Raw genomic sequence first — 23735 nt, forward strand, 5'->3', positions numbered from 1 at the left:
CTAGCTCTAGACTGCGACGCCGTTTGAGGGTCGAATTAACCCGCAGCGATCTCGCGGGCAAAAAAGCGTCAGGCTGAAACCCCATCACTTGCCACACAAATTAATGTCTGACATTTAAACTGTCATGGACTGAGTCGACCAATGTCAGGGAGGGCAAATGTCGCATCTTGTTCGCTCAACACTGTGGCTGGGCTTTTTCGGCGCAATTCTTGCGTCATGGTGGGTGATGTATTCCATGTCGATGGACATGGACCTCGATCTGCTGGGCCGCCCCGGTGAGATGGGCGCGCGGATGGCCGCGATGGACCCGCGCATGCCGATGTATATGCCTATGGCGAATTTTGGCCCATTGTTCTGGATGTGGGCAATCATGATGGCGGCGATGATGTTGCCAACACTTGTCCCAACCCTGCGCTGCTATGAAGACTTGATGGTGTCCGCAGATGGCACGCGGGCAGGGTGGTTGGGTGTGATTTTAGGCTACTTCATAGTTTGGGTCGGCTTTGCCGCAGTGATTACCAGTGTCCAATTGGGTCTGCTCTTTGGCGGCGTAATCGACATGCTTGGCATCGCGAAAACCAACGTGTTTGCAGGGCTGCTGCTTTTGGCCGTTGGCACATTTCAATTCAGCCGCGCCAAGGAAATCTGCCATGGCGTGTGCCACAGTCCGATTTCGTATTTCCTTGGCCACTGGAAAACAGGGCTGTTCGGGGGGCTCAGGATGGGCCTTGGCCTAGGCGCGTTTTGCGTGGGCTGCTGTTGGGGATTTATGGCGCTCGGCTTTGTTGGTGGCGTTATGAGCCTTGCGTGGATGGGGCTCGCCACCCTTTTCATGGTACTCGAAAAACTTCCCCAAATCGGGCACGCTGTAACAAAACCTATGGGGGCGATCTTGGTCGTCGCCGGTCTGGCCGTGTTGGCCTGGCCTTATATCGGAGGACTATAAGATGGCCGTAAAGAAACGACCTGACGCCGACAAACTGCCAATAAGTCAGCGGATCGACAGTCGCATGCCCAACCCTGGACGTCGGCAGATGACTCCGACCGATTGGGCAATCAAGGGCGAGTTGTTCATGAACTGCTCTTGCGAGGTGGTGTGTCCCTGCGGCATTTCTCTGGGCAAGCACCCGCCGACCTATGGCTATTGTCAGACGTGGTTTGCCATGCAAATCGACGATGGGCATTTCGAAGGCGAAAGCCTTGCTGGGCTGAACGTTGCTTTGCTGATCGATATTCCGGGTCGCATGTGTGAAGGGAACTGGAAAGTAGCCGCTTATGTCGACGATCAGGCGACCAACAAGGCTTACAACGGTCTTTTGAAAATTCTCTCCGGACAAGCAGGTGGCAGCACCGGAGTATTCAATTTTCTTGTGTCAGAAATTCTGGGCGCTGAGCGGGAAAAGGTAGTCATCGAAAAGGATGGCCGCCGTCGCCGCATCATTGTCGGGCGTAAGATCCAAGGCGAGATCGAAATGATTCCCGGTAAAGACACTGAAGTTCCAGTTTCGATGCAGAACACCCAGTACTGGATGGGCCCTGTCATCTATCCTGCCGTCGGTTTGAAATCCAAAGTGCGTGACTACGGCCGAGTCTGGGATTTCGAAGGCAAGTCTGGGGATATCATCCCGGTTGATTGGAAAGGCCCCAGACCTTGATCGAGGCGGAGTATGTCCGGACCATGGCCCGCTACAATGCGTGGCAGAACCGTCAGTTGACAACAGTCCTGGCGGACATGGATGACGACACACTTCGCGCTGATCGGGGTGCGTTTTTCGGATCGATCATGGCGACGCTCAACCATATCCTGTGGGCCGATACCATCTGGATGAGCCGGTTTCACGACCGTATTCCCGCACCCGATCCGAATGGCCCGTCCCATTTGGAATATACGCCAACGTTTGCTGTCTGGACCGCAGATCGATTTCGCATCGATGGCGCCATCCGCTTGTGGGCCGACACGCTGCGTACGTTGGATTTAAAACGCCGTTTATCGTGGTATTCCGGCACGTTAGAGAAAGATATGAAGCAGCCACTTGAAGTTTGTGTAACGCATATGTTCAACCACCAAACCCACCATCGCGGCCAAGTGCACGCGATGATGACCGCCGCCGGGTTCAAGGCCCCGGTTAGTGACATAGTCTTTATGCCAGAGGATGAATAATGGCCGTCCTATCCCCATCGCGCCGCCTGCGCCGCACTCCGTTTTCTGACGGCGTCGAAGCCGCCGGTGTCAAAGCCTACACCGTTTACAATCGCATGCTCTTGCCCTCGGTTTTTGAGAGCGTCGAGGCCGACTATCGTCACCTGAAAGATCACGTGCAGGTCTGGGATGTGGCTGTCGAGCGCCAAGTCGAGTTGCGCGGCCCGGATGCGGGTCGCCTGATGCAGATGCTAACTCCGCGCGATCTGCGCCGCATGTTGCCGGGCCAGTGCTACTATGTGCCCATCGTGGATGAGACGGGGGGCATGCTGAACGATCCGGTTGCCGTCAAACTCAGTGAAGACCGCTGGTGGATATCAATTGCGGATTCTGACCTGTTGCTCTGGGTCAAGGGGATCGCCAATGGCTATCGCCTCGACGTGCTTGTGGACGAACCCGATATCTCTCCGCTCGCTATTCAGGGGCCCAAGGCCGACGATTTGATGGCGCGCGTCTTTGGGGACCGCATCCGCGACATCCGGTTCTTCAAGTTCGACATGTTCCAGTTCATGGACAAAGACCTCGCCATCGCGCGCTCTGGTTACTCCAAACAGGGCGGGTTCGAGATTTACGTAGATGGTGCCGAGATAGGCATGCCGCTGTGGAATGCCCTGTTTGACGCGGGCGAAGACCTGAACGTGCGCGCTGGGTGCCCCAACGGGATCGAGCGCATCGAGGCGGGCCTTTTGTCTTATGGCAACGACATGACTGACGACAACACGCCACATGAATGTGGGTTGGGCCGGTTTTGCGACACCCAGACGGCCATTGGCTGTATTGGGCGCGATGCGCTGCTGCGCGTGACCAAGGAAGGTCCGGTACAGGAAATCCGGCCAATCTCGATCGACGGAGACGCTGTTGGTCCATGCGATCGTCCCTGGCCCATCTTTGCCGGTGGCCGCCGGGTGGGGCAGGTGACAAGTGCCGCCTGGTCGCCGGATTTCAGCACAAATGTGTCTATCGGCATGGTCCGCATGACCCACTGGGATCCCGGCGCCCCGTTGGAAGTTGAAACCCCGGATGGTATGCGCCCCGCGATGGTTCAGGAGTCATTCTGGTTGTGATCTGCGGGATTGGGGCGTTGCCCCAAACCCCATGGTATTTTTAGTCAAAAGAAGCTCGGACCGCAGGTCCGCACGCACATGGAGAACGATATGTTTAATGCACTGGTGGTGAACAAGGACGAAGAAAGCGGAAAGACATCCGCTTCGGTCGCGCAGTTGGGTCTGGATGATCTGCCCGCCGGTGAGGTGACAGTTTCGGTCGAGTACTCCACCGTCAACTACAAGGACGGGCTGTGCATCGGCCCCGGTGGCGGTCTGGTGCGCAAGTATCCGCATGTGCCGGGCATCGACTTTGCCGGCACCGTGGAGGCTTCCGACGACGACCGCTATGCCCCCGGTGACAAGGTTGTGCTGACCGGTTGGCGTGTGGGTGAGGCCCATTGGGGTGGATATTCACAAAAGGCGCGGGTCAAGGCCGATTGGTTGGTTCCACTGCCAAGTGGTTTGGACACACGGCAAGCCATGGCAGTGGGCACGGCCGGGTTCACGGCCATGCTGGCGGTCATGGCGTTGGAAGATCACGGGATCAAGGCGGGCCCTGTTTTGGTCACAGGTGCGGCTGGTGGTGTCGGATCGGTCGCAACAGCGATCCTTGCCAACCTCGGCTACAAAGTGGCTGGTGTGACGGGACGTCCGGAGACGGCGGATTATCTGACCTCGCTCGGCGCCACGCAGATCGTGGCCCGCGAAGAGATCAACGAGACCGTCAAGCGTCCGCTGGAAGGCGAGACGTGGGGTGGATGCGTCGACGCCGTCGGCGGCGCAATGCTGGCCCGTGTCTTGGGACAGATGGAATATAGCGCAAGCGTCGCAGCGGTTGGCCTTGCAGGTGGCGCGGGGCTGCCTGCGACAGTCATTCCGTTCCTGCTGCGCGGTGTGAACTTGCTTGGGATCGACTCGGTGATGCAACCCTACGACAACCGGGTGCGGGCATGGGAGCGTGTCGCCACGGATCTGCCGATGGACAAACTTGAGGCGATGATCCAGCCCGCTACACTATCGGACTTGCCGCAACTGGGTTCCGACATCCTAAAGGGACAGGTCAAGGGCCGCGTGGTCGTCGACGTTAACGCCTGATCCCGCGTGGCCCTGCTGCGCTACGTGCGTCGGGCAGGGCCGTTCCGGAGTGTCAAAGCAGATTGGCTTCGAGTGCGTCAATCTCGGACCCGATATAGTCGTGGGTGTCGGCGAGGCCGCCGATCGTCGTCAGCACCACATCAAGTGCTGCACTGGCTGTTGAGATGCCGACAGTCAGGTTGGCTGCGGTTGACACGAAATTCGCAACAAAGGCCATGACTTTTTCGATCTGCTCCATGGTCATCGCGGTGCCTTTGTTCAAAAGCGCAATGGTCTGTTCCAGCTTTCCGACCCGTGTGCCCATATCCTGATAACGCTTGTTGCCATCGGCGATCTTGTCGAGCAGTTGGGTCACCACCTGTCCGGCGCTGTCACTGTTTGCGATCAACTTGTCGACCTCGGCCAGAATAGTGCGCTTGTCGCCTGCATTGATCACTGAATTCTGCTGCACCGCTTTTTTGTAGGTGATAACACTGGCGATTTCCTTGGTGTTGACTGCGATCAGGGTGTTGGCCTGTTTCATCAACTCATCCAGCTTGCGTTCGGCAAGCGCAAGGCGTGGCTTGAACACATCAATGACGTCCTTCACGGACGAGAATGTCTTGGCCAGCCCGCCACCTGAAATCGCATTCAACGTGACAAGGGTGCCTTCGCGGGCATGTTCTCGGATTGTGGGTTCGTGGTCGTTATAGGTGTCCGCCAGCCGTTTGATCGCGCCTTCCATGCTTTTGAGGACTTTTTCGAGGTCCCGGTAATACTGCTTCCAGACGGTGACCAGTGCTGCGGTGGCGCGCAGGGCCGCAATCGTTCCGGCCACTGCGCCCGCCACGTTGCCCGACGCGATGGAGGTGCCGGTTCCGACCACAGCGGCTGCGCCGCCGATCACGGGAACGGCAATCGCGCGAAACTTTTTCTTCTTGAACCCTTTGGTGACTTCGTAGCGGTTGATGAACTTGTCCCACGCGACCTCTACGACCTTTTCCGCCTTGGCTCCAAAGGCGACGACGAACTGGTTGAGGTCGACCGTCAATTCTGGATTTTCCTGCGCGGTGGTGATGCGCTTTCGCATGTTGGTCAGTTCTGCATCAAACAGCGTGTTGGCCGCGTCGGTCATCCGGGCGGCAAAGGCCTCGGCGTTATGTGTCTTGAGTGCGCTGATGAAGAATTTCGGCAATTTGAGTTCAACCGGAGTCGCAAGGCCGTTATATTGCCCCACAATCTGTTCATTGACACCGGCTGATATCAGCGACGTTGCAAATGACTTGCTCCAGAGGGTGACCAACGTGTCGTCAAGGTTTTCCGCCTCCTCTGCGTCATCCTCGACAGCCTCGTTGTCATCAAGGCCGTCTTGCGGGGCTGCGGATGACTTGATCACAGAAGGCGCAACCGTCAACTTCGAGAAATAGGGTTTGAGGGCCGCGTCCTTGAAGCTGGACGTGATCTTGTCACAGCTAAACGTACAGGTTTTTCCATCTTCCGAGATAGACACAGAGCCGAAGGCCGTCAGCTTGCCCTTTTTTTCGGCCTTGCCTTTCAGGGCGGCGCCCTTTTTCTTTTTGTCGGCGATAATCCCGACCGGTGAGCCGGACCCATCATAAGCCGCAAAGCCATAAGACGCGCCGGCGTTTTTCTTGAGGGTCTGCACAATGCTTTCAAACGAGTCCATAAATACTCCTACCTAAATGAATGGCGCCAACTTGGCGTGTTCCGGCATATTTGCAAGGGGTTTGTGATCGACCCATCGATGCGATGTGTTGCGCGTGCGTGATGTGGCGCGTTAAGAGCATGGCAATGCGACTGGAACAGGAGCCCGCCATGACCGCCTATGACGACCAGAACATTTTTGCCAAAATCCTGCGTGGCGAAATCCCGTCTTTCAAAGTTTACGAGGATGATGACACGATGTGCTTCATGGACATCATGCCGCGCACCGACGGACACTGCCTTGTGATCCCCAAGACGCCGTGTCGCAATGTGCTGGATGCGAGTGACGCACAACTGGCCGCCGTCATGGCGACAGTTAAAAAGGTGTCCAATGCCGCCAAGGCTGCATTTGACGCGGAAGGGATCTCCTTGCAGCAGTTCAATGAAGCCGCAGGTGGGCAAGAGGTGTTCCACCTGCATTTCCACATCCATCCGCGCCATTCAGGCGTGCCGATGCGCCCCGCCGGACAAATGGGCGATATGGATGCGATCAAGGGCCACGCTGAACGGATCAGCGCTCAGTTGTGAAGACATGAACAGGGCGCCTCTGGGGCGTCCAATCAGTGTCTTGGGCGTGTTGTCATGACGCGGTAGGTTCATCTTTATTGACGCCCAATGGGCATGACAGCAATCGTTGAACACCGCCTTGGTCAGCCAGACCATGGTCGACACCACTCCGATCGGGCAGGGCGCCGATGATCTTTGCGCCCTGCAAAAATGTCGGCGGGGCGATGAATGGCCGTCGAACATTTAACACCACCATCATTCCACAGTATCGTTAGCGTACATCAGGCTGTGCATCACCGACGCGCGACACATTTGTTTTGTTGACGCATTCACTCAGATTTGTCACGAAACGACACTTGCAGATCGAAGGATGAAGATTTCCCAGTCCATGGTCTTCGGAGCAAGAAATTCGGATGAAGACCCAAAAACTGAAGATTTTGGACCAATTTTCAGTATCGGTCGAAAAACGCCGATTTGGAGCCTGTAGCGACCCGTTTGGAACGCATTAACGTTTCGCGAATTCCGAGTGCCGTGATGTACTGCCGTCATAGAATTGACATACAGGGAGAGAGAAACATGGCAATTAAGCCTCCGCTAACGGAGCTACCGATCAAAACCGCGGATGTCGGATTTTATCGTGGCTTTAGCGTAAACGTTACAGTCATCAGTAAAATCATCATCAGCATCCTCGTGGTGTGGTGCATCTTTTGGCCCACTCAATCGGGCAAGGTGCTGGGTGGGTTGAACAGTGTGATCCTGTCGAACTTTGCCGCATGGTACATCTGGGTCGTCGCCTGCTTTATCATCGTGTGCTTTGGCCTTGCGCTATGGCCAGCGGCGGGCAAGCTCAATCTGGGCCAACCGGGAGAGGGGCCTGAATTTTCGAATTTCTCATGGTTTTCGATGATGTTTGGCGCTGGGATCGGTGTCGGCATGCTGACATGGGCCGTGGCTGAACCGGTTGCGCACTTTGGGTCAAACCCTGAAACCATCCAAGGCATCACGACAGGGGGTGCTGCGGACAACGTGCGCATGGCCTACAAGTGGTCCTTCCTGCATTGGGGTCTGGGGGCTTGGGCGTGCTACGCCGTTGCGGGGCTGTCCTTGGCCTTCTTCAGCTACCGTCGCGGCCTGCCGCTGACCATCCGGTCGGCGATGACGCCTCTGTTCGGCAAATCATTATCGGGCGTTCTGGGTCACATCATCGATATCGTTGCCGTTGTTGCGACCATCCTAGGGGTGGCGCAAACGCTGGGTTTTGGCGTGGATCAGTTCGTCGCGGGTCTGACACGGATCGGCATTGGCGGTCTTGTGGACGCTGAAAACAACGCCAACATGACCGGCATTATTGTGGCTTTGGTGGTCATCATGGGGGCCTCGACCATTTCGGCTCTGTCTGGTGTGGGCAAAGGCATCAAGTGGCTGTCCAACATCAACATGGTGTTGTCCATTGTTCTGCTTGGCTTCTTTATCATCTTCGGCGCAACTTTCTTTGGTGCGACGGCGTTTGTTGTGGGCATTTGGGATTACCTGATCGCTCTGCCACAGATGAGCTTTAACGTCTGGTCTTCGGACGGGGTTGAAGGGTCTGAGTCCTTCCTGCTGACACAATGGCAAGGTTGGTGGCCTGTGTTCTACTGGGCATGGTGGATCGCATTCGCACCGTTCGTGGGCCTGTTCCTTGCGCGCATCTCGCGCGGTCGGACCATCCGGGAATTTGTGCTGGGCGCGATGATCGTGCCATCGATCATGTGCTTTGTCTGGTTCGCATGGGCCGGTGGCACAGCGATCGACCTGGAACTCAACGGTGGCGCCAACGGCGTGATCTTTGATGCGGGCAATGGCGACAAGATCTTTGCCATGACCGAGTTCATGCTGGCACCAATCGCGCAGGCTCTGGCGTGGGGGATGGCGATGCTGATTGTGATCCTGCTGATGACCTTCCTTGTGACTTCGGCGGACTCGGCTGTTCTGATCGTGAACACGATCAATGCAGCTGGCGACGAAGGACCAAAGGCGCGCCCACATATCCTGTTCTGGGGCGCCGCACTGGGTCTGGTTGTGGCCGGCTTGCTGATCTCGGGGGGCACGAGTGCCATTCAGACAGCAATGGTTATCGGGGCGCTGCCGTTCTCGGTGGTGATGGTCTTGATGTGCATCTCGCTGATCAAGGCGGTGTTCAACGACAGTCGCCGCGAAGCGGCTGGCGTACCTTCGGTCCACTCTGAGATTGAAGGGGCAACCGGCAACGGGCTGTCCCCGGCAGAGTAACACCAAACCGCGCCCTCACGGCGTAAGTAAAAGAAAAGGGTCCCGACCGTCGCGGTTGGGGCCCTTTTTCGTTCGAAAGACAGGGCTTCAAGGTGAATGCAGGTCGGAGGGTGCTGCATGCAAAGGTTGTGTCCCATCGATAGTGTTCAGAATACGGCAGCGTCTGATTTAACACGTAAAACGGGAAGTCCAAACATACCCGCAAACGTAGAAAAATCATCTAATTCATTCAAATTGCTATAAATTTGAACTGCCCCAGAGTTATCGCAATTGGGCCAACATGTAACCCAAGTCCGTGGCTAGCTTGACCGCAATACAACAGTTCAACCACTGAATGGGAGACGCAAAATGCGCTCACTTATGATCACAGCAAGCCTCTGCATCGCTGCATCGGCGGCCAACGCCGGTCCAAACTATCTGGACGGCAATTCCAACATGACCCTCAGCAACGGTTGCGTCTACACACCCAGCCCGGCGGGCACAGCAAACACTTGGGCGCTGATCTATGCCAGCACCGGCCCTGCAGCATCCTGCGCCTTTCAAGTCTATACTCAGCCGACTTTCGTGTCGCGTGCCGAGGCTTCAAGCCTGACTTTCACTCGGACCGCCAGCATTGCAGTCGAACCTGAATATCTTGTCGGTGTCTTCCGCTAAGTCGACGCACTTATGAACCAAGCGCTCCCGTCAGGGGGCGCCCTGGTTTTGGCCCAAGGGGCCATACCACTTTTCCTGCCATTGGTGGCAGGTGCCTCGATCTCGCCCCAACGGCGTTTGATTTATCGACGACGTAACGTTTCCGCGCACAAGTATGCCCACAACATCTTGCGGATCGCGCGCGTTTCCCTAGTCTCGGCCTATCTCAGGTAAAGGCTGGTGTTTCATGTCACTCGATCTCGACTTTGTGCGCGCGCAGTTTCCGGCGTTCGCGGAACCTTCTTTGCAGGGTCAGGCTTTCTTTGAAAATGCCGGGGGCAGCTATGCGTGCTCACAGGTCATCGACCGACTGTCGCGCTTTTATACCCAACGCAAAGTGCAGCCCTATTCAGATTACCCCGCCTCGCGCCTTGGTGGCCAAGAGATGGACGAAGCCCGCACACGGATGTCAGCCATCCTCGGGGTCGAAGGGGATGAGTTAAGCTTTGGTCCATCAACAACCCAAAACACTTACGTCCTTGCGCAGGCGTTCGGACAAATGTTGCGTCCCGGCGAGGCGATTGTTGTCACCAACCAGGATCACGAGGCCAACACAGGTCCATGGCGTCGTTTGGCCGAGCGTGGCATCGAAGTACGCGAATGGAAAGTCGACCCTGCCACAGGCCATCTGGATCCGGGCGCGCTCGAGCAATTACTGGACGAGTCGGTACGTCTTGTCTGTTTTCCTCACTGTTCCAACGTGGCGGGCGAGATCAACCCAGTTACCGAGATCACAGCACTGGCCCATGCCGCCGGTGCGTTTGTTTGTGTTGACGGTGTATCCTATGCCCCGCACGGATTTCCTGATGTGGGGGCGCTGGGACCGGACATCTATCTGTTTTCCGCTTACAAGACATACGGACCGCATCAGGGCTTGATGGTTATCCGAAAAACGCTTGGCGAACTGCTCCCCAATCAGGGCCACCATTTCAACGCTGACAGCCTTTACAAAAGGTTTACCCCCGCAGGCCCTGACCATGCGCAAGTCGCGGCTTGCGCCGGGATGGCCGACTATGTCGATGCGCTTTATGCCCATCATGTGCCGGACGGGGCAGGCGACGCGGGCACCCGCGGACAGGTCGTGCACGATTTGATGCGCGCGCGCGAAGTCACAGCATTGGCCCGCGTTTTGGATGCATTGAAAGAGCGCAACGATCTGCGCGTCCTTGGCCCGACAGATGCAGCGCTGCGTGCACCCACCGTTGCATTGGATCTAGGCCGCGATCCGGTCGCTGTGGCCGCCCAACTGGCGGATCATGGGATCATGGCAGGGGGCGGGGATTTCTATGCGGGTCGCGCGCTAGAGGCGATGGGAGTGGACCCGACCAGAGGCGTGTTGCGCCTCAGCTTTACCCATTACACCAATGATCAAGAGGTAGATCAGTTGCTGGGCGCTCTCGAAACGGTTTTGTGAGGCGACTTTCTGCACCGCTGGTTGATCCAGGCCACGACGCGCTACGTAAGTCCTGTAAACAAAAGGATAACAGGCAGTGAGCACGCCCCCCATTATCATGTGGTTTCGCCGCGATTTGCGCATCAGCGATCATGCGGCATTGACGGCGGCGTGTGCCGCCGGCGCGCCAGTCATCCCGGTTGTGATCCGCGATGGGTCCGTGACCGAACTGGGTGCTGCGCCAAAATGGCGCTGGGGTCTTGGGGTTGCGCATCTGGCCGAAACGCTGGCCGGGCAGGGCAGTCGTTTGATCCTGCGGACCGGCCACGCAAAAGATGTCTTGCAAGAGCTGATCAAAGAGACGGGCGCAAAATCCGTGTTTTGGTCGCGCCTCTATGATCCGTACGCGGTAACGCGCGACACAGAGGTAAAGACGACCGTCAAACAACAGGGGATCGACGCGCGCAGCTTTGGCGGGCATCTGATGTTCGAACCCTGGACGGTCGAGACCAAAACCGGCGGATATTACAAAGTCTACACCCCGATGTGGAGATCGGTAAAAGATCGCGACGTGGACGTGCCACTGCCTACGCCAGCACATATTCCGGCTCCTGACACTTGGCCGCACAGCGATATCATCGACGAATGGGCGTTGGGGGCACAGATGCAGCGCGGGGCAGATATCGTGCGCCCTCATGTCCGTCTTGGCGAAGGTGCTGCGCAATCCCGTCTGGGCACGTTTATCGACGAAAAGGTTGCGCGTTATGATCAGGGTCGCGATTTACCCGCTACAGACGGCACGTCTGGATTGTCCGAAAACCTCGCCTTGGGAGAGATCAGCCCGCACCAATGCTGGCATTCAGGCTTGCGTGCGCTGCATGAGGGCAAAGCCGGAGCAGAGACGTTTCTGAAGGAATTGGTCTGGCGCGAATTTGCCTATCATCTGATGCATCACACACCCCGCATTCTGGATCAGAATTGGAAACAGGACTGGGACGCTTTTCCTTGGAACACGGATGCGCACAGCGCCGAAGTGACGGCATGGACGCGCGGGCGCACAGGTATCCAGTTTGTTGATGCGTCCTTGCGTGAAATGTACGTGACGGGCCGGATGCACAACCGAGGCCGCATGATCGTGGCGAGCTACCTGACCAAACACCTGCTTACCCATTGGAAAATAGGTCAAAAGTGGTTCGAGGACTGCCTGATCGACTGGGACCCGGCAAGCAATGCGATGGGTTGGCAATGGTCGGCAGGTTCGGGGCCGGACGCGACTCCCTATTTCCGCGTGTTCAACCCGGTCACACAACTCGACAAGTTCGACAAGAACCGCGCTTACGTCTCGCGATGGATCGCCGAAGGGCGCAGCAAGCCGCACAAAGATGCACTCAGCTATTTCGACGCAATACCGCTCAGTTGGGGCATGTCGGCCAGCGACATTTATCCCAATCCGATTGTGCCAGCAGACGAAGGGCGTAAGCGCGCGCTTGGCGCTTATGAGAACAGAGGGTTCTGAGGTGACTGCGTACCCACCGCACGTCTCGCGGCTGATCCAGCAAAACGCGCCTGACACGCAGGCAACCGGACCAGTTAATCACCTACAAACACGTACCTTTATGCAATATGAACCATCAATCAGTTGCGCGAAACATTCTGGCTGGCTAGCGTGCAATAATTGCGAACGGGAGAGCGCATGATCAAGACCACCACTGACGGCGAGCAAAACCTGCCACGCTACTTTGCCCGCGCTTTTGCGATGCTAAAGGATCTGAATACGGGCCGCATCGATTTCGTGCTGCCAGACGGACGCCGCTTTCGTGCCGAAGGGCACAAGCCGGGACATGTGGCCGAGGTGCATATCCATAACAATGATCTCTTTGCGCGCCTGATCCGCGAAGGGGATCTGGGGTTCTGCGACGCCTACCTTGATGAATGGTGGTCAACACCCGACCTCCAAGCCTTTATGGATTGGGTCCACGCGGACAATGAAGCGATCTATGATGGGTTTCCGGGCCTTGGCCTTGTGCGCCAGTTCGAAAAGTTTCGGTTTTGGCTGCAACGCAATCACCGCGATCAGGCGCGCAAAAACATCAGCTATCATTATGATCTGGGCAATGACTTTTACGGATTATGGCTGGACGATACGATGACCTATTCCAGCGCTCTGTTCAAAACAGGTCAGGAAAACCACGAAGCCGCCCAAATCGCCAAATACGCCAGCATGGTGGATCAGATGGGCGCACAACCCGGTGATCATATCCTTGAGATTGGATGTGGCTGGGGCGGGTTTGCAGAATACGCCGCTCGAGAGCGTGGATTGAAGGTGACAGGCCTCACAATCAGCGAAGAACAGTTTAAGTACGCGCAGGATCGCATTGAAAAGGCTGGGCTTTCGGACTTGGTTGAATTCAAGCTGCAAGACTACCGAGATGAAGTGGGGCTCTATGACGGGATCGCGAGCATCGAAATGTTCGAAGCTGTAGGCCAGAAGTATTGGCCCGTCTATTTCGACACAGTGCGCGAGCGTTTGAAACCCGGCAAAAACGCCACTTTGCAGATCATCACAGTTCAGGACAGTCGGTGGCACGTCTACCAGCGGGGTGTAGACTTTATCCAGAAGTACATATTCCCCGGAGGGATGTTGCCCAGCCCGAAGGCCTTGCGCGCACAGATTTCAAAGGCGGGTTTGGGCATCGAACGCTCTGTGGAATTTGGTGAAAGCTACAACATCACGTTGCGCCGATGGCATGAGACGTTCAACGAAAAATGGGACCAGATTGCCGAAATGGGCTTTGACGACCGGTTCCGCCGAATGTGGAATTTTTATCTGACGTCTTGTGCTGCGACCTTCGAAAGTGCCAACTGTGACGTAACACAGATCACGATCAAACGACCCGGGTAGAAATATGAAGGAAATGTACGATGCCTAACGCAGCCAAATTGATGGCAGCCTTTGGCATGGCGGTATTGGCCTTTATCGTGTCTTTCATCGTTATGGCGCTGCCGCTGTTCGAAGAAGATACGAACTTTGGCTGGTTCGTGCACGTCAACGTCGCAGTAGGCCTCATCGTGGGTTGGACAGTCCTCGGGAGTCGCGCGGGGCGTGGAACCGTTTCGGCAATCAATGTGGGCCTGACCGCGCCCGTGGTGTTAGTGTTCTGGTGTCTCTTCATCCAGTCATGCAACGAAATGATCCGTATTGCGATGAAGAACCGGTATGACAACGCTTTCGAAGCCCTTGTCGATATTTTCGAAATAGGAGCGGATTGGGCGATTGAGATGACGACAATCCCCATCTGGTCCACGCTTTTGATCGGCGGGATGATCGTCGGGCTGATGACCGAATACGCTTGGCGGACCTGGCGATAGGCCCATGAAAACCCTGTTCTTTTACGGCACGATGCGCCATCTGCCGCTCTTGGAGTGCGTATTAGGACGCGGGTCTGAACATCTGGACTATGCCGAAGGAGTGTTGCCCGACCACACCGTATTGGCAGCGCAAGACGGCCCGTTCCCCGTGCTGATCAAATCGGACGGAGACGGGGTGCACGGCCTCAAAGTCACGGGACTGACAGAGCCGGACATCGCGCGCCTTAATTTTTATGAGGCAGGGTTTGATTACGACATAAAAGACTGCGCGCTGGCCGACGGCAGCCGCGCCGATGTCTATATGCCAACCCCGGATGTGCGTGCCACAGACACCCCTTGGGACTTTGACGCCTGGGCGCAGCAGTGGGCCGCTATGAGTGTCGCCGCGGCCGAGGAAGTCATGGACGGGTTTGGCACCTTGTCCCCGGAGGTGATCGCCGCGCGGTTTCCGCAGATTCGAAAACGAGCGTGGAGCCGTGTTTTGGCCCAGTCCGGGTGCCATGGGGCAGGGGTGCTGAACGGCCGCGTCGATATGATCAAACGGTGGCGTGCCTATACTGGTTTCTTTGGTTTCGACGAATTGAGACTGCAACATGAGACATTTGACGGTGAAATGTCTGACGTGCTTGACCGCTCAGTGTTTATCTCGAGCGACGCGGCACTGGTGTTGCCATACGACCCGGTGCGGGATCGCGTTCTGCTGGTCGAACAGGTGCGCATGGGCCCGATAGGGCGCCATGACCCTGTGGCATGGCAGATGGAACCGGTCGCGGGGCTCATTGATCCCGGTGAAATGCCCCGCGAAACCGCCCGGCGCGAGGCACGCGAAGAGGCCGGGTTGGAGTTGCAGCACCTGGAAGACGTGGGGGGCTATTATGCATCCCCGGGTGCCACGACCGAGTATTTTTACATGTTCGTAGGCTTGTGTGATTTGCCCAGTACAGAGCCTCGGATCGGCGGCGAGGCGGACGAGGGCGAAAACATCCGCGCCCACGTTATGCCGTTTCAGTCGCTGTTGGACATGGCCGAAGATGGGCGTACAGGCAATGTCCCGCTGACCCTGCTTGCCTACTGGCTGGCGCGGCATCGCGACCGCCTGCGTGCGCACGCTGCGGGTTGAGGTCACTGGGCGCGCCCGCTACACAATTAAAGCAACACCACCCGAAAGGATCGCCGCCCATGCGCTTTGCCCCTGATCTGGCCGCCGCCGTTGGAAACACCCCTCTAATCAAACTGCGCAAGGCCAGCGAATTGACCGGCTGCACCATTCTGGGCAAGGCCGAATTCATGAACCCGGGCCAGTCGGTCAAAGACCGTGCTGCGCTGTCGATTATCAAAAATGCTGTCGCAAGCGGAGAGCTGCGCCCCGGAGGGACCATCGTCGAAGGCACGGCGGGCAACACCGGGATTGGCTTGGCCGTGGTCGGGGCCTCAATGGGGTTCAAGACGGTGATCGTTATCCCTGAAACTCAAAGTCAGGAAAAGAAGGATATGTTGCGCCTTGCGGGTGCGGAACTGATCCAGGTGCCAGCAGCACCCTATCGCAACCCGAATAATTTTGTGCGTTATTCCGGACGTTTGGCGGCCGAACTTGCCAAAACAGAACCAAATGGAGCGATCTGGGCAAACCAGTTTGACAATGTGGCCAACAAGCAAGCGCACATCGACAGCACGGCACCCGAAGTATGGGAACAAACAGACGGAAAAGTCGACGGTTTCATCTGTGCCTGCGGGTCGGGTGGTACGCTTGCGGGCGTTGCCGAGGTGCTCCAACCAAAGGGTGTAAAAATCGGACTGGCCGATCCGGACGGTGCGGGCTTGTATAGCTACTACACCACCGGAGAGATCGCGATGCAGGGTGGTTCAATCGCCGAAGGGATTGGGCAGGTGCGCATCACCAAGAACCTTGAAGGGTTCAAACCAGATTTCTGTTACAATGTTTCGGACGCCGAAGCGCTGCCAATCGTGTTTGATCTACTGCAACACGAAGGGTTGGTCATGGGAGCATCAACAGGGGTGAACGTGGCAGGTGCAATGCGTCTTGCACGGGATCTGGGACCCGGACACACCATTGTGACGATCCTGTGTGACTATGGCACACGTTATCAGTCGAAACTGTTCAACCCCGAATTCCTTAAGGAAAAGGGACTGCCCGTGCCGGACTGGCTGGATCGTGCACCTGCCAGCATCCCCGGTGTGTTTGAGGACGTATGATGACACGGAGCGCGGTGCGCGCAGCGGTTGCTGCGTTCGCTTTTCTGATTTGGGTCGGCATCGGCGCTGCACAAGACACGGCGCCAGATTACGCCGCTTGGCAGTCCGTTGCCGAGCGCGCAGAAGAAGCTGTTGAGAACGCCGAAGCTTCAAATCCGGTGTTGGAGACTCTACGCGCTGAAATCGTGGAGTGGCGCCAAGAGTTCCAAGGCCAGCTAAACAGCAATGACAGCCGCATCGCCACTTTGCAGGAACAGGTCGAAGCGTTGGGTCCAGCCCCGGAAGAGGGCGAGACCGAGGCCGAAGAGATCGCGAACCGGCGCGCAGAACTGAACGCCCAAATTGAACGGCTCACCACGCCGCGTCGCATCGCCGAAGAAGCGTTTAGTCGCACCAATGGAATAATTTCTGAAATCGACCAGATTATCCGTGACCGTCAGGCCAACGCCCTGCTGGATGCAGGCCCATGGCCGATCAATCCGGCACACTGGGCAGATGCCATTCGCCAGCTGCGCCACAGCGCACTTGCGGCGGTGGCGGGCGCGCAGCAGTCATGGGGCACCCCATCACGGCGGGAACAAGCCCGCGATAACCTGCCACTCGTGCTCTTTTTGGTAACGCTTGGAGCCATTCTTCTGGCTCGGGCACGTCGTTGGTCGGAATGGCTGGCACAGCGGTTGCTGCGCGATGACAACCGCGCAACCGCGCAAATCGCGGATTTTGTCGTCTCCCTTGGCCAGATCGTTCTGCCGATGTTGGGCTTGTGGGCGATTGTACGTGGTGCAGGTGCGACGGGCTTATTTGCGGCGCGGGGCCAATCGCTACTGGATACATTAGAGGCCGTTGGCTTTGTACTCTTCTTCACGCTTTGGCTGGTGGGCCGGGTGTTTCCGCGTGACGATGTACATCGCAGCGGGCCGGGCGGTCTGACGCCCAGACGGCGCGCCGAGGCAAGGCTTTATGTGCTGGCAATGGGCGGAATGCTCGCGTTTTACGTCCTGCTTTTGGAGCTGTCACAGTTCGATCGCTATAGCCGAGCGACTGATGCCGTCCTGCACTACCCACTGACTTTAGTGGCAAGCCTGCTGTTGATGCGGATGGGCTGGATCATGCGTCAAGCGCGCCGCAACATCGGCGAAGAAGATATCGCCGCAGATCGAGATTTGTACCTGCGGTTTGTCGTGTGGCTTGGACAGGTCCTGATTGTTGTAGGGGTTGTCGCCCCGGCCTTGGCAACTTTTGGATATGGAAACGCGGCCGAGTACCTGATCTATCCCACCATCGTGACATTGTACCTCTTCGGAACAGTCCGCCTGTTGCAGGTTCTTGTCTATGACATTTACAGGGCCGTCACCGGAAAAGATAGCATCGATGACAGCCTGATCCCGACACTCAGCAGCTTTGTCCTTGTGCTTGCCGCCTTGCTTGTTTTGCCGCTGATCTGGGGCGCTCGGGTGACGGACATGTCCGAAATGTGGACGAGGGTGCGTGGCGGACTGACCGTTGGCGGCATAACCATTTCCCCAGCCAGCTTTTTCACTTTGATCATCGTCTTTGGCTTGGGCTACGCGATCACAAGAGCGACGCAAAATGCGCTTAAGGTGGCCGTGCTGCCCAAGACTCGGATTGATCCGGGCGGACAAGTCGCGATTGTCTCGGGGCTGGGATATGTTGGGATATTCCTTGCCGGTCTTGTGGCCATCACTTCTGCTGGTATGGACCTGTCAAACCTCGCGATTGTGGCTGGTGCCCTTTCCGTCGGCATCGGCTTTGGTTTGCAGACCATCGTCAGCAACTTTGTTTCTGGGATCATCCTGCTGATCGAACGCCCTATCTCCGAAGGCGACTGGATCGAAGTGGGGGGACAGATGGGTTATGTCCGCTCGATTTCGGTGCGTTCAACCCGGATTGAAACCTTTGACCGCACCGATGTGATTGTCCCGAATGCTGATCTGATTTCGGGAACAGTGACCAACTTTACGCGCGGCAACACCGTGGGCCGCGTTATCATACCTGTGGGTGTGGCCTACGGCACAGATACCCGCCGTGTCGAAGCCATCTTGCGCGAAATCGCCGAAGCACACCCAATGGCACTGATGAACCCGCCCCCCGCGATTGTCTTTGCAGGGTTCGGGGCGGACAGTCTTGATTTCGAAATCCGTATGATCCTGCGAGACGTGAACTGGATGCTCGTCGTGAAGAGCGAGGTCAATCACCAGATTGCAGCGCGGTTTACCGAAGAAGGGATCGAAATTCCCTTTGCTCAAAGGGACGTATGGCTGCGCAACCCAGAGGCGTTGCAACCGGACACCAAGAGTACGCCCTCTGAGCCTGCCGCTCAGGAACCGCCAGCGGCCACTCCAGTGCCCGAGATTGACCCAGATGTTGACGCTGACGGCGATGGAGAAGGGAGATGACGAAACCCCTTTTTCGTGAAGACGCCTATCTGCGACGTGCCGAGGCCGAGGTGCTGGCGCATACGTCCGAAGGTGGCATCGTGCTGGATCAAAGCATTTTTTACCCAACCGGTGGCGGCCAACCGGGCGACAATGGGGTGCTGCACTGGGATGACGAGAGCATGGCAATAGCCACGGCAATCAAGGGTGAGGGCGAGACCATCATCCTTGTACCCGCCGAACCGCGCGCATTGCCCCAAGTTGGCTCAGTGGTCGAGCAAGCAGTCGACTGGAAGCGTCGTTATGGACACATGCGGATGCACACCGCACTTCATCTGTTGTCGGTTGTGGTCCCGTTCGGGGTCACAGGTGGTTCAATCGGGGCAGAGCGCAGCCGACTGGATTTCGATATGGCAGACGCACCAGAAGACCGCGCCGCCCTTGAGGCGACGCTGAATGCGCATGTTCGCGCCGACATGAACATCAGCGAGGAATGGATCACCTCTGCCGAGCTCGACGCCAATCCCGGTATGGTCAAAACACTGTCGGTGCAGCCCCCACGCGGCGCCGGACAAATCCGGCTGGTACGCATCGGCGACAGCACCGACACCATCGACCTGCAACCGTGCGGCGGCACACACGTCGCCAGCACAGGCGAAATCGGCACGCTGCGCATCGGCAAGATCGAAAAGAAAGGGCGGATGAACCGCCGGATCTATCTGCATCTGGACAGCTAATCGTAAGGGCAGGGTGCCGACCTTGAGATGATCTTGGCATGCCCTGAAGTGCTCAGGAACGCGGAGCTGTGCACGGGATGTCCTATGAAGACAATGAGATCGGGCGCATCTCGCGGGTATGACCTTTTTCAATGCTGCTATCTGCAATGAACAAAAAAGCGCGACGCAAATATTCTTTCACCAACCCGCTTGCGTTCGGGTGGCAGAATTGGGTAGACCGCCCGCACGGACAGGTGGCCGAGTGGTCGAAGGCGCACGCCTGGAAAGTGTGTAGGCGGGAGACCGTCTCCAGGGTTCGAATCCCTGTCTGTCCGCCACCCCCACCAACTGGTGTCAGGCTAACTGGCAATCCGCATCATCCGCGATCTGATAAAGTGCGTCGCCACGGGCCACCTGCGCCATGGCCCGCATTGCCAAGACGATCCCGCCAAAGGGAGAAATGACCCGATCGGGAAGGCGGCCCGGTGTCTCCGGGTAGTGGATCAGCGCGATCGTCTCGCCATTTTTGACAGCATCACCAATGCCCTTGCAAGGTTCAAACACGCCTGCGTCATATGCGTAAACTGAACCCTGAACATGCAGCGCGCGCGTGCCCTGTGGCGCGTCGGGAGAATATCCGGGCAGCATGCCAAGGGTACTTAGAATGCGCCGCAGGCCACGTTGCGTCAGCGCAAGAATTTCCGGAGTCAGTGTATTGCCACCGCCAAGCTCGGCCATAACATTGATGACCCCTTTGCGATTGGCCGCCCCCATCGCAGTTCTTGCCGTGCTCCCTTTGCCACCACCGTCCTTAAAAACCCATGTGTATGGCAGATCAAATGCCTCTGTGAGTGTCTTTAACCCTGCCCATTCCTCTGGCGTGTGGCCCGGCCCCCGCAAAACGGTTGCCGGATATAACAGTGATGATCCGCCAGAGTGCAAATCAACGGCATAATCGGCGAGAGGCAGGATCACATTTTCATGGAAATGCGCAATCATTTCTGAGGGCGTGCCTCTAGGATCACCGGGGTAAAGGCGGTTCATGTTGCCATCATCGATCGGGGACAACCGGCGACCGGCCTGCGCTGCGGGAAAGTTTAGCATTGGAAGCAAGATTAACCGCCCAACGACATCTTGTGCTGATAGATCATTGGCAAGCTGGGAAACAGAAATCTGGCCTTCGTATTCATCGCCGTGCACCCCGGCAGAGATCACCAAGGTGGGGCCGTCCCCATTGCGGATCACCGTTATCGGTACGGGCAGCCACCCATAGGCCGAACGGTCAACGGAGTGTGGCACGCGCAAATAGCCCGACTGTTTGCCTTCGGCCTCAAAATCAACTTCTGATATGATCTGTGTTGTTGTCATGGGTTATCTCGTGGACAGTATGTCCCGATTGATCGCTCCTGACCAGATTGAGCAGCTGTTCTGTACATCAGTTTGGACTTTGTCGAGTTTGGTTATCTGTAAGAGCCCGTTCTCGCGCCCGGTTTGCTCGGTCTGGGTGTCGGCAGTGCTAAAGACATGCAAAGAGCACGATTTGCAAACACGCTCACCTTGGATCCTGATATCGCATTTCAATGCCAATCTGCGTCGACGATTGATGTGTAACTTTACACATACGTCTTGAACCGGTTCGATGATGCCACAGGCACGGTTAATCCTTCGATAGAAATATGACCCATGAACCTTGTGTAACGGATCAGATGTGTCAAAAAATCATGGTAATGCGAACCAGCATATAACTCACTATGCTTGGAACGATCCCGGGGCGCCTTGTGCTGCGCTCCGGACAACTCTTGGAAAGGAACTTCCATGCCAAATCACGAAACACCACGGCCATGGGAGAATACAGATTCAGGCGTTATCTTGCACGCCGTCGCACCCCAAGACCTCGGAACGGCAAAGATTACACCGACAGGACGGTTTGATGCAGGTAGCTATGCCAGTTTTGATTTGGTCTACACTGCGGGTCCTTACGGGATCGATGACTCTGGCAGCCTGCGTGTGTGCTTTCGGTTCGCTTCGGATCAATCCAATCCTCAGTTCGAGGATCCAAAAGGGGCGAACTTCTGCACAGTAGAAGCATCCAACGGCGCAGTTTTGCAACTGCGCTGGGACCCCAAGGGGAACGTCCGGCCATGGGACAAAACGTTGTGGATCAAAGTGGTCAAAGGATACTTGGCAGAAGGCGACACAATCACGATCAGATTTGGTGTGACCGACGACGGCGGTCCGGGCATGCGATTGCAGACGTTTTGCGAAGACACCTTTGAATTCCGCGTGCTTAGCGACCCCATCGCAACCTTTAACTTCCAACCGCTGCCTGAGCAGCCCATGATTGAAATCGGCCCAGGCGTGCCCGAGCGTTTTCTGGCGGTGCTACCGACCAAACGCAGGCCCGGAGAAACCTTTTCACTCAAGGTCAAAGGTGAGGATCGTTGGGGAAACCCCTCTGATCGCTGTGACAATGTACTCAAGGTGATCGCAGAAGGCGACATTGCGGGCCTGCCTGACACGATCACGTTGACTCCGGGCGCACGTGCTTTCGTGTTTGACGGCCTGAGTGTGCCCATGACGGGCCGCGTTTCGATCTCTCTGCAAGATGAGAGTGGGACAACAGTTGCGCGTTCCAACCCCTTGATGATCGAAGACACTGAACTGGTTCAGTTCTGGGGTGACCTTCACGGCCAATCCGAAGAAACAATCGGTACCGGAAGCGCAGAACAATATTTCACTTTTTCCCGTGATCTCGCCTTCGTTGATGCCTGCGGACATCAGGGAAATGATTTTCAGATCACCGATGCCTTTTGGGGCGAACTCAACCGCATTACGGCGACGTTTGATGTGCCCGGCACGTTCCTGGCGCTGCCCGGTTATGAGTGGTCGGGGAATACGGCATTGGGTGGAGATAGAAACGTATATTTTCCGAACGAAAACAGGATTATACGTCGCTCATCTCATGCTTTGATTGAAGGTGGCGACGCCGCAGGGACTGATGCATTGACGGCCGGCAAACTCTTTGAGGATCTGGCGGAAGCCGGTGAGTGGGATGTCGTGACGTATGCCCATTGCGGCGGGCGGTATGCCGACATCGAGGTGGCCCATGATGGCCGCTTTGAACGATCTGTCGAGGTTCATTCGTCTTGGGGGACGTTTGAATGGCTTTTGTATGATGCGTTTCGGTTAGGATACCGTGTTGGCGTTGTCGCCAACTCTGACGGACACAAGGGGCGTCCGGGGGCAAGTTATCCGGGGGCTGGCAAGTTTGGCGCCATTGGTGGACTGACTTGCTTTGAAATGGAAAACCTGACGCGCGAGAACCTGCTGGATTGCATGAGGAGCCGCCGACACTACGGCACGACAGGTGGCGTAAATGGTCGGATGATCATTGATCTGAGTGCAAAATTCGACGCCGCAGCGACCGTGTATTCAGATGATCCAAACCTTTTTGAGAACGCAAAAGGCACCCAAGCCACGACAGCCAAAATGGGCGACATTGTTCATCTGCCCAACGGTGAAATGCACCTGTCCGGATCGGTAGAGACCACGTCTGCGATTGAACGTATCGAGGTGTTCAATGGTGAGCGGCTGATACATACGGTTCGACCGTTTTCGCCATCTGAACTTGGGAGCCGCATTCGAGTTCTTTGGGAAGGCGCAGAGTACCGGGGGCGTTTTCGTCAGGTGATTTGGGATGGCACAGCGCAGATCACGGGCAATCAGGTGCTTGCGGCCCAACCTGTGAATTTTCTCAACCACGACAAGACTTTAGAACGTGACGGCAACACTTTGTCATGGGAGGCGCTGACAACGGGCAATTTCGGCGGCGTTGATATCCAGCTTGCAGATGCTCGCTCGGGCCAGTTGGCCATAAATACTCCGCTGGTCGAGTTTGAAATACCGATTGGCGACATCGGCCAAGACGATCTTTTGTTCGACGAAACTGGGCGGTTGCCACGGTTTATCAGGGTATTCCGATTGCCCGATACCTTGACCTGCACATCACACCGCTTTTCTGTGGCCGTCGACCTGTCCGCAACCGGTGACAATCCGATCTATATTCGACTGACGCAAGAGGACGGAACGCGGGCATGGACAAGTCCGATTTACGTGTATCGCTGATCCGTC

Annotated in this window: 19 protein-coding genes and 1 tRNA gene; 18 read left to right on the forward strand and 2 right to left on the reverse strand. The window is 56.7% G+C overall.

Translation table 11 applies throughout. The features are described 5' to 3' along the window. Window positions 1–157 precede the first annotated feature (157 nt). From DHN60_RS13610 to acuI, 5 genes are all read left to right on the forward strand, one after another. A complete protein-coding gene (locus DHN60_RS13610; RefSeq protein WP_108837873.1) occupies window positions 158–946 on the forward strand; it encodes a DUF2182 domain-containing protein in 789 nt (262 codons plus the stop codon). A gap of 1 nt (window position 947) precedes the next feature. Continuing rightward, window positions 948–1655: a DUF1326 domain-containing protein gene (locus tag DHN60_RS13615; protein WP_108837874.1), complete on the forward strand. Its 708-nt coding sequence runs from the start codon at window positions 948–950 to the stop codon at window positions 1653–1655. Beyond that, the gene (locus DHN60_RS13620; protein WP_234423639.1) at window positions 1634–2161 is read left to right on the forward strand and encodes a DinB family protein; all 528 of its coding nucleotides are present in this window, start codon (window positions 1634–1636) and stop codon (window positions 2159–2161) included. The genes DHN60_RS13615 and DHN60_RS13620 overlap by 22 nt, the downstream gene beginning before the upstream one ends. Further along, entirely contained in the window at window positions 2161–3264 is a 1104-nt protein-coding gene (locus DHN60_RS13625) for a dimethylsulfoniopropionate demethylase (protein ID WP_108837876.1), read from the forward strand. Before DHN60_RS13620 ends, DHN60_RS13625 begins: the two co-directional genes overlap by 1 nt. A 90-nt stretch (window positions 3265–3354) precedes the next feature. After that, window positions 3355–4341: an acryloyl-CoA reductase gene (acuI, locus tag DHN60_RS13630; RefSeq protein WP_108838050.1), complete on the forward strand. Its 987-nt coding sequence runs from the start codon at window positions 3355–3357 to the stop codon at window positions 4339–4341. 52 nt (window positions 4342–4393) lie between these two features. Here the strand turns inward: acuI and DHN60_RS13635 are convergent, their stop codons facing one another. Beyond that, window positions 4394–6007 carry a hypothetical protein gene (locus DHN60_RS13635; protein ID WP_108837877.1) on the reverse strand — a complete coding sequence of 538 codons (1614 nt, stop codon included), beginning with the start codon at window positions 6005–6007 and terminating at the stop codon, window positions 4394–4396. A 149-nt stretch (window positions 6008–6156) separates the two neighbouring features. Here DHN60_RS13635 and DHN60_RS13640 point away from each other — a divergent pair, with 149 nt between their 5' ends. The 12 genes from DHN60_RS13640 to DHN60_RS13700 all read left to right on the forward strand — a co-directional run bounded on the left by DHN60_RS13640 (window position 6157) and on the right by DHN60_RS13700 (window position 19942). Further along, the gene (locus DHN60_RS13640; protein ID WP_108838051.1) at window positions 6157–6573 is read left to right on the forward strand and encodes an HIT family protein; all 417 of its coding nucleotides are present in this window, start codon (window positions 6157–6159) and stop codon (window positions 6571–6573) included. 555 nt (window positions 6574–7128) lie between these two features. Further along, a complete protein-coding gene (locus tag DHN60_RS13650; RefSeq protein ID WP_108837879.1) occupies window positions 7129–8823 on the forward strand; it encodes a BCCT family transporter in 1695 nt (564 codons plus the stop codon). A gap of 348 nt (window positions 8824–9171) precedes the next feature. Then, window positions 9172–9477 (forward strand): hypothetical protein, encoded by a 306-nt coding sequence (locus DHN60_RS13655; RefSeq protein WP_159089212.1) that lies wholly within the window; start codon window positions 9172–9174, stop codon window positions 9475–9477. Between the two features lie 226 nt (window positions 9478–9703). Further along, on the forward strand, window positions 9704–10930 hold the full coding sequence (locus DHN60_RS13660) for an aminotransferase class V-fold PLP-dependent enzyme (protein ID WP_108837881.1): 1227 nt from the start codon (window positions 9704–9706) through the stop codon (window positions 10928–10930). Between the two features lie 97 nt (window positions 10931–11027). Continuing rightward, window positions 11028–12425, forward strand: coding sequence for a deoxyribodipyrimidine photo-lyase (locus tag DHN60_RS13665; RefSeq protein WP_199913678.1), 1398 nt, complete (start codon window positions 11028–11030; stop codon window positions 12423–12425). Between the two features lie 177 nt (window positions 12426–12602). Then, window positions 12603–13811 carry a cyclopropane-fatty-acyl-phospholipid synthase family protein gene (locus DHN60_RS13670; protein WP_108837883.1) on the forward strand — a complete coding sequence of 403 codons (1209 nt, stop codon included), beginning with the start codon at window positions 12603–12605 and terminating at the stop codon, window positions 13809–13811. Between the two features lie 20 nt (window positions 13812–13831). Beyond that, window positions 13832–14278, forward strand: coding sequence for a TrgA family protein (locus DHN60_RS13675; protein WP_108837884.1), 447 nt, complete (start codon window positions 13832–13834; stop codon window positions 14276–14278). Between the two features lie 4 nt (window positions 14279–14282). After that, on the forward strand, window positions 14283–15398 hold the full coding sequence (locus DHN60_RS13680; RefSeq protein WP_108837885.1) for an NUDIX domain-containing protein: 1116 nt from the start codon (window positions 14283–14285) through the stop codon (window positions 15396–15398). A 59-nt stretch (window positions 15399–15457) separates the two neighbouring features. After that, window positions 15458–16492 carry a cysteine synthase A gene (locus tag DHN60_RS13685; RefSeq protein ID WP_108837886.1) on the forward strand — a complete coding sequence of 345 codons (1035 nt, stop codon included), beginning with the start codon at window positions 15458–15460 and terminating at the stop codon, window positions 16490–16492. Continuing rightward, window positions 16489–18909, forward strand: a complete 2421-nt coding sequence (locus tag DHN60_RS13690) for a DUF3772 domain-containing protein (RefSeq protein WP_234423640.1) — start codon at window positions 16489–16491, stop codon at window positions 18907–18909. The genes DHN60_RS13685 and DHN60_RS13690 overlap by 4 nt, the downstream gene beginning before the upstream one ends. Continuing rightward, entirely contained in the window at window positions 18906–19625 is a 720-nt protein-coding gene (locus DHN60_RS13695; RefSeq protein WP_108837887.1) for an alanyl-tRNA editing protein, read from the forward strand. Before DHN60_RS13690 ends, DHN60_RS13695 begins: the two co-directional genes overlap by 4 nt. A gap of 227 nt (window positions 19626–19852) precedes the next feature. After that, window positions 19853–19942 (forward strand) — tRNA-Ser (locus DHN60_RS13700). 16 nt (window positions 19943–19958) lie between these two features. Here the strand turns inward: DHN60_RS13700 and DHN60_RS13705 are convergent. Further along, a complete protein-coding gene (locus DHN60_RS13705) occupies window positions 19959–20972 on the reverse strand; it encodes a succinylglutamate desuccinylase/aspartoacylase family protein (RefSeq protein WP_108837888.1) in 1014 nt (337 codons plus the stop codon). 447 nt (window positions 20973–21419) lie between these two features. Here DHN60_RS13705 and DHN60_RS13710 point away from each other — a divergent pair, with 447 nt between their 5' ends. After that, complete coding sequence (locus DHN60_RS13710) at window positions 21420–23729, forward strand: DUF3604 domain-containing protein (RefSeq protein ID WP_108837889.1); 2310 nt, start codon at window positions 21420–21422, stop codon at window positions 23727–23729. The last annotated feature ends 6 nt before the right edge of the window (window positions 23730–23735 follow it).

The sequence above is a fragment of the Tateyamaria sp. Alg231-49 genome, from assembly GCF_900143535.1.
Taxonomy (GTDB): Bacteria; Pseudomonadota; Alphaproteobacteria; order Rhodobacterales; family Rhodobacteraceae; genus Tateyamaria.

Coding starts and splice junctions, on each gene's coding strand:
- DHN60_RS13610 (WP_108837873.1), top strand. CDS start 158: ATGTCGCATCTTGTTCGCTCAACACTGTGGCTGGGCTTTTTCGGCGCA.
- DHN60_RS13615 (WP_108837874.1), top strand. CDS start 948: ATGGCCGTAAAGAAACGACCTGACGCCGACAAACTGCCAATAAGTCAG.
- DHN60_RS13625 (WP_108837876.1), top strand. CDS start 2,161: ATGGCCGTCCTATCCCCATCGCGCCGCCTGCGCCGCACTCCGTTTTCT.
- acuI (WP_108838050.1), top strand. CDS start 3,355: ATGTTTAATGCACTGGTGGTGAACAAGGACGAAGAAAGCGGAAAGACA.
- DHN60_RS13635 (WP_108837877.1), bottom strand. CDS start 6,007: ATGGACTCGTTTGAAAGCATTGTGCAGACCCTCAAGAAAAACGCCGGC.
- DHN60_RS13640 (WP_108838051.1), top strand. CDS start 6,157: ATGACCGCCTATGACGACCAGAACATTTTTGCCAAAATCCTGCGTGGC.
- DHN60_RS13650 (WP_108837879.1), top strand. CDS start 7,129: ATGGCAATTAAGCCTCCGCTAACGGAGCTACCGATCAAAACCGCGGAT.
- DHN60_RS13655 (WP_159089212.1), top strand. CDS start 9,172: ATGCGCTCACTTATGATCACAGCAAGCCTCTGCATCGCTGCATCGGCG.
- DHN60_RS13660 (WP_108837881.1), top strand. CDS start 9,704: ATGTCACTCGATCTCGACTTTGTGCGCGCGCAGTTTCCGGCGTTCGCG.
- DHN60_RS13665 (WP_199913678.1), top strand. CDS start 11,028: ATGTGGTTTCGCCGCGATTTGCGCATCAGCGATCATGCGGCATTGACG.
- DHN60_RS13670 (WP_108837883.1), top strand. CDS start 12,603: ATGATCAAGACCACCACTGACGGCGAGCAAAACCTGCCACGCTACTTT.
- DHN60_RS13675 (WP_108837884.1), top strand. CDS start 13,832: ATGCCTAACGCAGCCAAATTGATGGCAGCCTTTGGCATGGCGGTATTG.
- DHN60_RS13680 (WP_108837885.1), top strand. CDS start 14,283: ATGAAAACCCTGTTCTTTTACGGCACGATGCGCCATCTGCCGCTCTTG.
- DHN60_RS13685 (WP_108837886.1), top strand. CDS start 15,458: ATGCGCTTTGCCCCTGATCTGGCCGCCGCCGTTGGAAACACCCCTCTA.
- DHN60_RS13690 (WP_234423640.1), top strand. CDS start 16,489: ATGATGACACGGAGCGCGGTGCGCGCAGCGGTTGCTGCGTTCGCTTTT.
- DHN60_RS13695 (WP_108837887.1), top strand. CDS start 18,906: ATGACGAAACCCCTTTTTCGTGAAGACGCCTATCTGCGACGTGCCGAG.
- DHN60_RS13705 (WP_108837888.1), bottom strand. CDS start 20,972: ATGACAACAACACAGATCATATCAGAAGTTGATTTTGAGGCCGAAGGC.
- DHN60_RS13710 (WP_108837889.1), top strand. CDS start 21,420: ATGCCAAATCACGAAACACCACGGCCATGGGAGAATACAGATTCAGGC.